This is a genomic window from Deltaproteobacteria bacterium, from assembly GCA_015233135.1.
Lineage (GTDB): Bacteria > UBA10199 > UBA10199 > JADFYH01 > JADFYH01 > JADFYH01.
Map to the genome: position 1 here is coordinate 38,589 of JADFYH010000007.1, position 11,530 is coordinate 50,118.

Here is an 11,530-nt window from a genome sequence, read left to right on the forward strand (position 1 = left end):
GGAGAGACGAATGAAAAGCGCGCACATGCACAACAAACATTTTACACCCGAAGAACAATACTTTGCTCAAGAAGAAATTGAAAAGCTTAAAAAGCTGGCTGACGATAAAAAAAGTAAAATTTCGGCCAATGAAGAGCAAAAACTCAAACAACTTCATTGGATGAGGTGCGCAAAATGTGGTCACGAACTCCATGAAATGTTCTTTCATGGATACACAATAGACAAATGCTTTCATTGCGGGGGGGTTTTTCTCGACAATACTGATTTAAAAAAGATGATCGGGGAAGAATCGGGTTTACTGAAAGCCATTTTGAGTTTGTTTAAACTTTCTTAAAATTCTTTTCTACCCTTACAAAAACAGGAATGAATCATGATCAACCACGAAGACGTCCGGAAAATTGCAGGACTTGCAAAACTTGAAATTTCCGCCAATGCGCTGGACAAGTTCACCGAACAAATGAATCAAATTTTAGGTTTCATCGAAAATTTGAACAAACTCGATACCAAAAACATTGAACCCACTTCCCATGCCCTGGGATTGGCCTCTGCCTTTCGCAAAGATGAAGTTCAAGAAAGTAGAATTCAAGCACAGGTGTTTGAGGGGGCTCCCAGACAGGAAGAAAATTTGTTTATGGTTCCGAAGGTAATTGGATAATTTAAGGATAAACAATGTCGCTCACCCAACTCACACTCGCTCAACTTCACGAAAAAATTAAAAGCAAAGAGGTCAGCTCGAAAGAGGCGACTCAGGCTCAATTTAAACGCATTCGAGACTTGGATTCCAAGGTGCAAGCTTATCTTACTCTCTGTGAAGACGCAGCGCTCAAACAAGCCGAGGCCCTCGATTCCCAGATTTCAAAAGGCCTGGAAGTAAAACCTCTCACCGGAGTTCCCTTTGCCTTAAAAGATATTTTTGTCACTCAAGGGATCCAAACCACCTGTGCCTCTAAAATTTTAGAAAATTATATCCCCCCTTATAATGGAACCGCGGTTCAAAAATTACTGGATGCCGGCATTGTGCTCACTGGAAAATTGAACATGGATGAATTTGCCATGGGCTCTTCCACTGAAACCTCTGCTTACAAAAAGACACGTAACCCCTGGGATTTAGAGCGTACTCCTGGAGGATCCAGCGGGGGAAGTTCCGCCGCCATTGCAGCCGATTTGTGTTTTGCCACTCTGGGAACGGATACCGGAGGTTCTATTCGTCAACCGGCGGCTCTTACTTCTACAGTGGGACTTAAACCTACCTATGGACGGGTTTCGCGTTATGGCGTCATCGCCTTTGCCTCTTCTCTGGATCAAGTAGGCCCCATGACCAAAGAGGTGCGCGATGCAGCCCTTGTCCTCAATGCGATTGCGGGTTTTGATCCAAAGGACTCCACCTCGGTGAACACGCCCGTGCCCGATTACACAAAAGCCTTAACGGGGGAGGTGAAGGGTGTGCGCATCGGCATTCCCAAAGAATATTTCGTGAGCGGGATGGACAAAGAAATTGAAGAGTCAGTACGGGAGGCCATCAAAGTGTATGAAAAGTTGGGGGCCGTTTGCGAAGAAGTCTCGCTACCCCACACCGAATACGGCGTAGCCACTTATTATATTATTGCCCCCGCAGAGGCCAGTTCAAACCTGGCTCGTTACGATGGCGTCCGCTATGGACATCGCAGCAGCAAGGCCAATACTCTGGAAGAGATGTACAGGCTTTCCCGCAGTGAGGGCTTCGGCGCAGAAGTGAAACGCCGTATCATGCTCGGCACCTATGTTTTATCGGCGGGATACTACGATGCCTACTATATCAAGGCACAGAAAGTACGAACTCTCATTCGGCAGGATTTTGAAGCGGCCTTTAAAAAATTTGATGTCTTACTCACACCCGTCACCCCTAATCCCGCCTTTAAAATTGGAGAAAAAACTTCCGATCCTTTAGCGATGTACCTCTCTGATATCTTTACCATCAACGTGAATTTGGCAGGATTACCCGGAATGAGCCTCCCCTGCGGATTCACCCGCAGCGGGCTTCCCATTGGAATGCAACTGCTTGCAAAACCCTTTGCAGAAGAAAAAATTTTTCAGGCCGCTTATGCTTACGAACAAAACACGGAGTGGCATTTGAGGAAGGCGAAGATTTAAAACTTCAAGGCTTCCAAATCTTTACTAGTCCCGATTGGATAATCTTTTTATCGTGAGTATGAAGAGGAATTTTTAAGGCCCGAGCGCTTGCTACAATAATACGATCTGCAGGATCTTTATGAAGGGTTTTCATTTTCTTGGAAAAGATTTCTGAAACTATCTCAGGACTTAAATCAAGCACCTGCACTAGATCCGGAGAAGTTGCCATTTTCACCCAAGCCTGAGCGTTCGGTAATAATTTTATTCTTTCCATCTCATGCAACAAACTTGCTTCCCACAAGGAGATACTCGAGAGCAACAAAGGCTCATCCTCATTTTCTAGAGCCAGTCTCTCTTTGAGAGACAAGAGGTTAGAACCTGTAAGCCACCAGATCCAGATATGAGTATCAATGAGCCGAGCCATGAATTTTTCTTTCAGAATGAACAAGCACATTCTCTATCGCTTGTTCAGACAGTGTGGGCTGGGTTAAATCGAAGTGAATTTGAACAGAACCTTTGAGCTGTTGCAGCAACTTCTGTCTTCGTTTTGGGTTTGGGGAGGGAACCAGACGGGCTACTTCTTGGCCTCTCTTGGTGATGGAAATGACTTCGCCTGTACTTTGTACATGGTCCATCAAGGTTAAACATTTTGCCTTAAATTCAGTGGCGTTCATTGTGGTCATATCGTCAATATAAATGACCACTCCCAATCTGTCAAACGGCATTTGTATTCAATTGCGCCGATAATCTACACTCCCTTCTTCGGACACAAAGCCTTCAACTCGCACTCCCCACACCAAGGCCTCCGCGCCTTGCAAACCGCTCTCCCATGCAGAATGAGTTGATGAGAAAATGCGGTCCAGTTTTTTTTAGGAATAAGCTTCATCAGGTCTTGTTCAATTTTTACCGGATCTGTATTTTCCGTCAGTCCCAAGCGATAAGCCAGACGCTTCACATGCGTGTCCACCACCACCCCCGCCACCTTAAAAACATCTCCCAACACCACATTGGCGGTTTTACGACCTACTCCTCGAAGCTGAGTCAACTCCTCGAGAGTTTGAGGAACTTTCCCTTTGAATTTTTCCATCAAAGTTCGAGCACTCGATTGAATGGCAAGCGCCTTGCTGCGAAAAAAACCGATGCTGCGAATGAGCTTTTCCAAATCTTTCAAATCCGCCTCCGCAAAGTCTTGCACGGTTTTGTATTTGGCAAATAATGCGGGAGTGACCTTATTCACTTGCTTATCCGTACATTGAGCCGAAAGAATGGTGGAAAATAAAAGCTCGTGGGGATGGGTATATTGGAGGGCAGTAACCGGCTTGAGATAGAGGTGATTCAGGATCTTGAGGATCCTTTGAATTCTCTGTTTTTCTAGCATAATATCCCCATTTCGTATTGACGCTCCAGATCAAAAATCCTACGGTAAATCCATGCGTAATTTGGTTAACAACTCAATAGAAATCAATGAAGCAAAATCGAATCTTTCGCAACTCATCAACATGGATTATGTATGAACTACGAAACCATCATCGGACTCGAAGTCCACGCCCAGCTTAAAACACAAACCAAACTCTTTTGCAGCTGCTCCACTACTTTTGGCGCAGAACCCAACTCGCACACCTGCCCGGTCTGCCTGGCTCTGCCGGGTGTGCTGCCGGTCTTGAATGAAAAGGCCGTCGAATATGCGATTAAAGCGGGACTCGCCTTGAATTGCAACATCCAGAAAAAAAGCGTGTTCGCCCGTAAAAATTATTTCTACCCCGATTTACCCAAGGGCTACCAGATTTCCCAGTATGAACTCCCCCTCTGTCTGGGCGGACAAGTGGACATTGAACTCGATGGAGTGAAAAAAAGCATCCATCTCACCCGCATTCACATGGAAGAAGATGCCGGAAAATCGCTGCATGATTTTGGCGACGATGCCTATTCGCACATCGATCTCAACCGGGCCTGCACCCCCCTGATTGAAATCGTGAGTGAACCGGAGATGCGCTCTGCTTCTGAAGCAGCCACTTACCTGAAGCGCCTTCGCGATATTCTGATGTATATCGATGTGTGTGATGGAAACATGGAAGAAGGGTCGTTTCGTTGTGACGCCAACGTCTCCATTCGCCCTGTAGGACAAGAAAAATTTGGAACACGTACCGAACTGAAGAATATCAATTCTTTCAAGTTCGTGGAAAAAGCCATCCACTACGAAGTGGAACGTCAGAAGGCGGTACTTGCGGATGGAGGGCAAGTGGTTCAAGAAACCCGTCTTTATGACAATGCAAAAAATATCACCGAGTCCATGCGCTCTAAAGAAGAGGCCCATGACTATCGCTATTTTCCGGACCCTGACCTGCTTCCTCTTATTTTGACAGAAGACCACATCGAAAAAGTGCATCAGACCTTACCAGAACTCGGACACCAGAAAGCCCTTCGATTTGTGGAGGAATATGGAATTCCCGAATACGATGCCGGGGTGCTCACTGCTGAGAAAAAAATCGCCGACTATTTTGAGACCGTCGCCAAAGCCACAGGAGACGCCAAAAAATCTAGCAACATCATCATGACCGAACTGATGGGACTGGCCGCTAAAGGGGAAACTCCTTTCGAAAACATTCCCGCCTCTGAACTTTCAGTGGCGATTCAGAAAATGTTGAGTGGGGCCATCAGCAGCAAGATGTTGAAGGATGTGGTTTTAGAGATGAACAACAGCAAGGCCAGTGCCGAAAGTATCATTAATAAGATGGGGGCTCAGGTTTCGGACGGCTCCGTTTTGGAAGCCATCATCGATCAGGTCATTGCCGCAAACCCTGGCAATCTGGCCCAATACAAGGCAGGCAAGGACAAGCTTTTTGGATTTTTCGTAGGACAGGTGATGAAGGAATCCAAAGGAAAGGCTAATCCGCAGATGGTGAATGACTTGTTGAAGAAAAAGCTTTAAATCTGCTAGCATTTCTCGGGTTTGCTCTCTTTCTAAAACAATGGAGTTTTATGGTGAAAAATTTTTCCAGGACATTTAGAGTTTCCATCTTGTTATTTATTATTTCACTCTTCCCCGTTTACAAACATGCCATTTATTCTTTGTGGGCCTTCCTTGTCTCACCCTATGATTTGATATTTCCCACTCTCCTGGAAATTTTATACTGGATTCTGCTCGTCATCCTATTACCGCTCTCCTTTTATTTTTCTATTCAATACAATCGCCATAAAACTCACAAACAGAAATACGATGCAATTCCCATGACTCTTAATCTCATCGCTCTTATTGTGCTTTTTATGCCCTTCGAAGAACAATTCACCAATTTGAATTACCGAGTTTTCAGCAAGAACCGACAAAGTGCCATCACCTATATCGATAAAAATAGGAATCTGTTTGATAAACTGAACCAATCCATTATGTTACCCTTTAGTGATTTTGGATATGTTTCAGCAGGAAACAAAATTACCTTAACTTCAAAAGGAAATGGCTCCTATGTAGTTTATTTTCCCGACTACAAAACCAAATTTCGAAGTTATGCTTATCTTTATGTCCCCACCCGGGAAAACTGTTCTCAATACTCCGACCTAAAAACTATTTATTACAACGAGCATTGGTGTTACATCGGTTCGGAGGTCAAGCCCTAGTCCGCTCTCTGAGTCTCGCCTAGATCATGTTGGATTTCATCTCCTGTTCTTCTGATTTCTTCCGCAGCTTCCTTCAACTGCTGGCTCATTTCGTCGCCCGCCTTTTGAAGCACTTGGTTGATTTTTCCAGAATCAATCTGCTGTTGAACTCCCTGACCAATCTTTTGTCTGCTTTCACGGACCGCATCCCCCAGGGATTTAAGCCCTTCTCCTACTTTTGAACCCATTTGCTGCAGACCCTGATCAATTTGCTGACCGATTTTTTCGGCAGGTCTTGATTCGAGCAAAGGGGCCGTCACAGGTGCAGGAATAAGCGGTTGAGGCTGAGTTTGAGGGGATTGAGTTTGATTAGATCCAGTCACGTGACAGGCACTGAGCAAAAGTAAAGGGAGAAGAAATATTTTTTTCATAACGCGGCCTAGCCGCAACCAGAGTATCTTTCTGGCTGCGTCCCTATCCTTACAAGATTTTGATGTCATCCCTCCCGTCGAGGGAGAGGGGGAATACTGAAGTGATCACCTGAATTGAGGCCTTATAAATCTACTCATCCGTCACACAACCCTCTGAAGCAGAGGATACCAATTTAATATATTTATAAAGTGTCCCCTTCGAAACTTTGTAGGCAGGGGCTTTCCAGGCTCGAAGACGTTTTTCAATTTCTTGAGCATCCACTTTCAAATTGAGCACACGTTTCTCCGCATCAATTTCAATTTCATCTCCATTTTTGATCACAGCAAGCACCCCACCCACCTGGGCTTCCGGTGTAATGTGCCCTACCACAAAGCCGTGGGTTCCACCAGAAAAGCGGCCATCGGTAATTAAAGCCACATCGTTTCCCAACTCAGCCCCCATCACGAGTGCCGTCACCTTTAACATCTCCTGCATCCCTGGCCCACCTTTGGGGCCTTCGTAGCGAAGGACAATCGCATCGCCCTTTTTAATCTTCTTGGCGAGCAATGCCTCGCAGGCTTCCTCTTCACTCTCAAAGACGTTGGCTTTGCCCGTGAAGGACAAGCCTTCTTTCCCTGTAATCTTGGCCACGGATCCTTCAGGAGAAATATTTCCGTATAAAATCTGAAGATGCCCTGTTTTTTTAATGGGGTCCGACAAGGGAACAATCACCTTTTGATCCTCGGGCAAATCCGGACAAGTTTCCAGATTTTCAGCCAGGGTCTTTCCCGTAACGGTCAGGCAATCGCCATGTAAAAATCCTTCTTTGAGCAAAAGTTTTTGAACGGCAGGCACTCCACCCACTTTACATAAATCTTCCATCACATATTTCCCGCTGGGTTTAAGATCGGCAATAAAGGGCGTCTTGTCGCTGATGCGCTGAAAATCATCGAGGGTCAATTTGAGGCCCACCGATTTTGCAATGGCAATCATGTGCAACACCGCATTGGTAGATCCTCCCAGGGCCATAACCATGGTGATGGCATTCTCCATGGATTTTTGGGTGATGATTTGAGAAGGGGTAATATTTTTTTCTAAAAGAACACGAATCGCAGCGCCCACGCGTTTTAAACACTCCTCTTTCTTTTCAGGGCTGGTGGCAGGATAAGAAGACGAATAAGGCAAACTCATCCCCAACGTTTCAATGGCCGAAGCCATGGTGTTGGCCGTGTACATGCCGCCGCAAGCGCCTGCGCCGGGACAGGCATGTTGCAATACCCCTTTCAATTCTTTTTCGTCGATTTTGCCAGCCACATATTCGCCTAAGCCTTCAAAGGCCGAAACAATATCCAAAATTTTATCATGAAATTTTCCCGGGCTGATGGTCCCACCATAAACCATGATGGAGGGACGATTGAGGCGTCCCACCGCAATGATAGACCCAGGCATATTTTTGTCACAACCCACCACCGAGATATTGGCGTCATACCAATGCGCGGCCATCACGGTTTCGATCGAGTCCGCAATAATTTCTCGCGATTGCAAAGAGAAATTCATCCCTTCAGTCCCCATCGAAATTCCATCACTCACTCCAATAGAATGGAAAATCAAACCCACCAGACCGGCATCCGTGCAACTCTGCTTGCAGAGTTTCGCCAAATCGTTCAGATGCATGTTACAGGTGTTTCCCTCATAACCTGTAGAGGCAATGCCGATAAAAGGTTTAGCCAGGTCTTCTTCGGTCAGCCCAAGGCCATAAAGCATGGCCTGGGAGGCGGGTTGGTTTTTATCTTGGGTGAGACGGGAACTGTATTTGTTTAAAATTTTAGACATCACTTCCTCTTGGTTTAAATATTATTTAACTCTTTGTTTCCAATACGCTTCACTGCGTTTGAAATGAAATACGCCAAGGACTGTAAGAAGATTGTCCTGGCTAGAATAAAAAATTTGATAGGGAAATCTATCTAGAAAAACTCGATAAACATTTTTGTAAAATTTTTGAAACAGAAAAGGATTCCTGGCAATTAGATTCAGTTTAGCCTCAAAGGCAATAAGAAAACTTTTACCCAAACCAAGACGCTGCGATTCGTACCAGCTATAAATTTCTAATAAATCTTTTTCAGCAGAGGCTTTTAATTTAATTTTCACCTTTAATCCTCTGCTTTACTTCCTCCCAGCTCGAACCTTCCTCAGGATACATTTCATGCTCTGCAATGCGTCTATCTAATTCTTCTTTTTGTGAAGCGCTTAAAGGAAATTCTTCGGAGTGCTCTGCAATTTCATCCCAGAGATCTTCCACAAGCTGAATTTTTTCAGCCGTACTTAAGTTTTCCAAATGATACAAATGAGTAGATCTCATAAAAAGTCCTAAAATAAAGGGGTTCCCGTTTCAAAAGCCAAACTTGTTATTGCTAATTTTTTTCAGAAAATCTAGCAGATTTTTACCAGGAGTCGGTGTCGCGAATTATTCCAATTCTTTTGCTGTTTTGATCCAACCTGCCATCGCCTGCTTAACATTTTTTAAGGCCTGAATTTCTGTCTTCCCGTGAGACATGCATCCATCCAGTTCTGGCACAGTGCCACATAAATGTCGTCTTCTGGATCCCAAATAATATTGATTTTATATTTATTTTTCGTATCTACTGTCTTTTCAAAAGAGGACATAAATTTTACTTCAACCCAACACAGTCATATAAGTCAATAACTTGATATTTATGCAAGAAATTCTCGAAATCATTCCCGTTGGGCCCTTTCAATGCAATTGCATTATCCTGGGAGACCCTCAAACCAAAGAAGCCATCGTGATTGATCCCGGAGATGAAGTGGAAGCGATTTTGGACCGCGTCAAAAAACATGGGCTCTGCGTCAAAAATATTTTACACACGCACACCCACATTGATCACATCGGCGGCACCACTGCCTTGCAAAAGGCCACCAACGCCCGTGTGATGCTGCACAAGGCAGATCTCCCTCTTTATGAAAAAATGGACATGCAAGGCAGGTTTTTAGGACTTCCTCCCAGCAAAATTCAAACACCCGTGGCCCCAGATGAATTTTTGAAGGAGGGCCAGCAAATCGAGGCGGGAAACATCCGAGGGACAGTTCTCCACACGCCAGGCCACACCCCCGGTTCTTGCGGATTTTACTTTCCTCACCTCGATCAAAAAGGGATTTTGTTTCCCGGCGACACTTTATTTGCAGGCAGCATTGGTCGCACCGATTTATGGCAGGGGGATTACGATCAGGAAATTCAATCCATCAAAAAGAAATATTTAATCTTGCCTGATCAAACTATTGTAGTTCCAGGACATGGCCCCAACACCAATATTGGACAGGAAAAACAGAGCAACCCTTTTTTAAATTAAGAAACTATCTTGAGTTCCGCAGATTTTAAGAATCATTTTTTGCTCATTCTTGGCAAGTACCCATCTATAAAGCATTTCCCCTCTCCCCTCAAGGGAGAGAGGACTTTTCAGAGTGGCTTCTTACTAAAATCTGCGGAACTCAAGCTGGTAAGTTAAATCTTATTCCCCTCTATTTTCGTGGCTGAAAAAAAATTAGATCCTGGTATAGGACTCGTCGGTGGAGTAACGGATCAAAACTTGTGGTACCCACTTTTTAATACCTTCATCGATTACCTTATTGAATTGTACCAAAGCACATTACTTCAATGTCCTAACATAAGCCACCACATTGGCAATATCTGCATCCGAAAGAACGCCAGCCCAAGGCGCCATCATGGCTGAAAATCCGTTGGCGGCTCCACCATTTTTGATTACTGCACTCAGTTGGGCATTCGTCCTTTTACTCATATAGGCCTGATCCGTAAAATTTCTGGGTTTTGGATTGAGTACGGCCGCTGCAGGCCCATCCCCTTTCCCACTAGACCCATGACAGGGGGCACAGTTCTGATCAAACTTGGCCTTTCCCGCAGCTACATCAGCAGTCTTCTCACAGGAAATACTAAAACTGACCACCCCCACTATTAAAAAACTCAGAATAATTTTTTTCATAAATTTCCTCCTTCTGTGATTTTTTTTGCCTCCTAAATCCCGTTGCCGTCAAGAGCCAACCTAGCTTTTAGTTTTAAACAAGGAAACTGTCTTGACACACCCAACATCCCAAGTTAGTGCGCGCACTGAATAGTCATTCATTTTTTATGGAGGATCCCTATGAAACAATTGCAAGATGTAGTCATCGTCAGTGCGGTGCGTTCCCCTATGGGCCGTGCCAATAAGGGTAATTTTATTAATCTGAGAATCGACGACCTGGGTGCTGCGGTCGTAAAAGAAGCGGTGGCTCGGGTGAAGAACCTGAATCCCAACGAGATTGAAGATGTCGTTGTGGGTTGTGCGATGCCCGAGGGTGAGCAAGGTATGAACGTGGCCCGTAACATCAGTTTCCTGGCAGGCCTTCCCATTACTGCTTCGGCTGTCACGGTAAATCGTTTCTGTGCTTCTTCTTTACAAGCGATTATGGATGCCGCGCGAGCCATTATGGTGGGCGATGGCGAGGTGTTTGTGGCGGCGGGGGTCGAAAGCATGTCTCATGTGCCTATGGGGGGCTTCAATCCTTCTTTAAATCCAAAACTCATGCAGGCCGGTATGCCTGAGGCCTATATCAGCATGGGAATTACAGCAGAGAACGTGGCTGAAAAATATAAGATCACCCGTCAGGCTATGGATGAATTCGCTGCAGAGAGTCATCAAAAAGCAGTCGCGGCCATCAAAGCCGGCAAATTTAAAAACGAAATTGTGGGCATTGATGTGAATGGAAAATTGGTGATCGAAGACGAAGGTCCTCGCGCCGACTCTACGCTTGAAAAACTCTCCACCTTAAAACCCGTGTTCAAAAAAGAGGGTTCTGTCACCGCTGGAAACTCTTCTCCTCTTACTGACGGTGCCGCCGCAGTGGTGCTGATGAGTGCAGAAAGAGCAAAGGCCTTGGGGATTAAACCCCTGGCTCGTATCCATGCGATGGCCGTTGCCGGTTGTGCCCCAGAGCTGATGGGGATTGGACCTGTGCCTGCGGTTCAGAAAGTTTTAAAGCGTGCCGGAAAAACCGTAAATGACATTGATATTGTAGAACTCAATGAGGCCTTTGCCGCGCAAGGGCTGGCCGTATTGCATGAATTGGGAATCGATAGAAAAAGAGTAAACCCCAACGGAGGTGCCATTGCTCTAGGACATCCTCTAGGATGCTCCGGTGCCCGTATTATGGCAACCCTGGTCAACGACCTCTTCACCTATGATAAAAAATGGGGCTTGGAGACTATGTGTATTGGGGGTGGCCAAGGGGCTGCTTGCATTATTGAGAGGCTTTAATTGTCGTTTTAACTCCTAATCTCCTCCTCTTAAGCTAAGAGGAGGTCGGGAGGAGTTATGATCAAGTGGATTCCAATTGGCCATAACACCCCCCC

At 45.3% G+C, this 11,530-nt stretch carries 15 protein-coding genes and 1 pseudogene; 7 read left to right on the forward strand and 9 right to left on the reverse strand.

From position 1 onward, the window contains the following. Positions 1-10 precede the first annotated feature (10 nt). Genes HQM15_03370 through gatA form a run of 3 tightly spaced genes read left to right on the forward strand, consistent with a single transcriptional unit; the run spans position 11 to position 2,130 of the window. Positions 11-334 carry a zf-TFIIB domain-containing protein gene (locus HQM15_03370; GenBank protein ID MBF0491800.1) on the forward strand — a complete coding sequence of 108 codons (324 nt, stop codon included), beginning with the start codon at positions 11-13 and terminating at the stop codon, positions 332-334. A gap of 36 nt (positions 335-370) precedes the next feature. Continuing rightward, positions 371-655 (forward strand): Asp-tRNA(Asn)/Glu-tRNA(Gln) amidotransferase subunit GatC, encoded by a 285-nt coding sequence (gatC, locus tag HQM15_03375; protein ID MBF0491801.1) that lies wholly within the window; start codon positions 371-373, stop codon positions 653-655. A 14-nt stretch (positions 656-669) separates the two neighbouring features. Beyond that, positions 670-2,130 (forward strand): Asp-tRNA(Asn)/Glu-tRNA(Gln) amidotransferase subunit GatA, encoded by a 1,461-nt coding sequence (gene gatA, locus HQM15_03380; protein ID MBF0491802.1) that lies wholly within the window; start codon positions 670-672, stop codon positions 2,128-2,130. Positions 2,131-2,134: 4 nt separating this feature from the next. Here gatA and HQM15_03385 read toward each other — a convergent pair whose 3' ends face one another. The 3 genes from HQM15_03385 to nth form a co-directional block, all read right to left on the reverse strand. Next, positions 2,135-2,533 carry a type II toxin-antitoxin system VapC family toxin gene (locus HQM15_03385; GenBank protein MBF0491803.1) on the reverse strand — a complete coding sequence of 133 codons (399 nt, stop codon included), beginning with the start codon at positions 2,531-2,533 and terminating at the stop codon, positions 2,135-2,137. After that, positions 2,517-2,792, reverse strand: a complete 276-nt coding sequence (locus tag HQM15_03390; GenBank protein ID MBF0491804.1) for a type II toxin-antitoxin system Phd/YefM family antitoxin — start codon at positions 2,790-2,792, stop codon at positions 2,517-2,519. Before HQM15_03390 ends, HQM15_03385 begins: the two co-directional genes overlap by 17 nt. Positions 2,793-2,857: 65 nt before the next feature. Beyond that, positions 2,858-3,487, reverse strand: a complete 630-nt coding sequence (gene nth / locus HQM15_03395; GenBank protein MBF0491805.1) for an endonuclease III — start codon at positions 3,485-3,487, stop codon at positions 2,858-2,860. A 132-nt stretch (positions 3,488-3,619) separates the two neighbouring features. Between nth and gatB the strand changes: the two genes are divergently transcribed. Together gatB and HQM15_03405 are read left to right on the forward strand one after the other, a co-directional pair. Continuing rightward, entirely contained in the window at positions 3,620-5,038 is a 1,419-nt protein-coding gene (gene gatB, locus HQM15_03400; protein ID MBF0491806.1) for an Asp-tRNA(Asn)/Glu-tRNA(Gln) amidotransferase subunit GatB, read from the forward strand. A 50-nt stretch (positions 5,039-5,088) separates the two neighbouring features. After that, entirely contained in the window at positions 5,089-5,721 is a 633-nt protein-coding gene (locus tag HQM15_03405) for a hypothetical protein (GenBank protein MBF0491807.1), read from the forward strand. Here HQM15_03405 and HQM15_03410 read toward each other — a convergent pair. The 5 genes and pseudogenes from HQM15_03410 to HQM15_03430 all read right to left on the reverse strand — a co-directional run bounded on the left by HQM15_03410 (position 5,718) and on the right by HQM15_03430 (position 8,775). After that, the gene (locus HQM15_03410) at positions 5,718-6,131 is read right to left on the reverse strand and encodes a twin-arginine translocase TatA/TatE family subunit (GenBank protein MBF0491808.1); all 414 of its coding nucleotides are present in this window, start codon (positions 6,129-6,131) and stop codon (positions 5,718-5,720) included. The two genes, HQM15_03405 and HQM15_03410, sit on opposite strands and share 4 nt — an antisense overlap. A gap of 130 nt (positions 6,132-6,261) precedes the next feature. Continuing rightward, positions 6,262-7,944, reverse strand: coding sequence for a dihydroxy-acid dehydratase (gene ilvD / locus HQM15_03415; protein ID MBF0491809.1), 1,683 nt, complete (start codon positions 7,942-7,944; stop codon positions 6,262-6,264). Between the two features lie 21 nt (positions 7,945-7,965). After that, the gene (locus tag HQM15_03420; protein MBF0491810.1) at positions 7,966-8,259 is read right to left on the reverse strand and encodes a type II toxin-antitoxin system RelE/ParE family toxin; all 294 of its coding nucleotides are present in this window, start codon (positions 8,257-8,259) and stop codon (positions 7,966-7,968) included. Then, entirely contained in the window at positions 8,249-8,470 is a 222-nt protein-coding gene (locus HQM15_03425; GenBank protein MBF0491811.1) for an addiction module protein, read from the reverse strand. The genes HQM15_03420 and HQM15_03425 overlap by 11 nt, the downstream gene beginning before the upstream one ends. Before the next feature lie 105 nt (positions 8,471-8,575). Then, positions 8,576-8,775 (reverse strand): annotated as a pseudogene (locus HQM15_03430) (type II toxin-antitoxin system HicB family antitoxin). Between the two features lie 50 nt (positions 8,776-8,825). On the opposite strand from HQM15_03430, the gene HQM15_03435 reads away from it, so the two are divergent. Further along, entirely contained in the window at positions 8,826-9,476 is a 651-nt protein-coding gene (locus HQM15_03435; GenBank protein ID MBF0491812.1) for an MBL fold metallo-hydrolase, read from the forward strand. A 297-nt stretch (positions 9,477-9,773) separates the two neighbouring features. On the opposite strand, the gene HQM15_03440 is transcribed toward HQM15_03435, so the two are convergent. After that, on the reverse strand, positions 9,774-10,124 hold the full coding sequence (locus tag HQM15_03440; GenBank protein ID MBF0491813.1) for a cytochrome c: 351 nt from the start codon (positions 10,122-10,124) through the stop codon (positions 9,774-9,776). A 168-nt stretch (positions 10,125-10,292) separates the two neighbouring features. On the opposite strand from HQM15_03440, the gene HQM15_03445 reads away from it, so the two are divergent. Then, positions 10,293-11,435 (forward strand): thiolase family protein, encoded by a 1,143-nt coding sequence (locus HQM15_03445; protein MBF0491814.1) that lies wholly within the window; start codon positions 10,293-10,295, stop codon positions 11,433-11,435. Positions 11,436-11,530: the final 95 nt, after the last annotated feature.

Bases quoted from the DNA above. Each gene is read 5' to 3' on its own strand.
- ilvD (MBF0491809.1), bottom strand. From the start codon at position 7,944: ATGTCTAAAATTTTAAACAAATACAGTTCCCGTCTCACCCAAGATAAA.
- HQM15_03385 (MBF0491803.1), bottom strand. From the start codon at position 2,533: ATGGCTCGGCTCATTGATACTCATATCTGGATCTGGTGGCTTACAGGT.
- gatA (MBF0491802.1), top strand. From the start codon at position 670: ATGTCGCTCACCCAACTCACACTCGCTCAACTTCACGAAAAAATTAAA.
- HQM15_03440 (MBF0491813.1), bottom strand. From the start codon at position 10,124: ATGAAAAAAATTATTCTGAGTTTTTTAATAGTGGGGGTGGTCAGTTTT.
- gatB (MBF0491806.1), top strand. From the start codon at position 3,620: ATGAACTACGAAACCATCATCGGACTCGAAGTCCACGCCCAGCTTAAA.
- HQM15_03390 (MBF0491804.1), bottom strand. From the start codon at position 2,792: ATGACCACAATGAACGCCACTGAATTTAAGGCAAAATGTTTAACCTTG.
- gatC (MBF0491801.1), top strand. From the start codon at position 371: ATGATCAACCACGAAGACGTCCGGAAAATTGCAGGACTTGCAAAACTT.
- nth (MBF0491805.1), bottom strand. From the start codon at position 3,487: ATGCTAGAAAAACAGAGAATTCAAAGGATCCTCAAGATCCTGAATCAC.
- HQM15_03435 (MBF0491812.1), top strand. From the start codon at position 8,826: ATGCAAGAAATTCTCGAAATCATTCCCGTTGGGCCCTTTCAATGCAAT.
- HQM15_03405 (MBF0491807.1), top strand. From the start codon at position 5,089: ATGGTGAAAAATTTTTCCAGGACATTTAGAGTTTCCATCTTGTTATTT.
- HQM15_03425 (MBF0491811.1), bottom strand. From the start codon at position 8,470: ATGAGATCTACTCATTTGTATCATTTGGAAAACTTAAGTACGGCTGAA.
- HQM15_03370 (MBF0491800.1), top strand. From the start codon at position 11: ATGAAAAGCGCGCACATGCACAACAAACATTTTACACCCGAAGAACAA.
- HQM15_03410 (MBF0491808.1), bottom strand. From the start codon at position 6,131: ATGAAAAAAATATTTCTTCTCCCTTTACTTTTGCTCAGTGCCTGTCAC.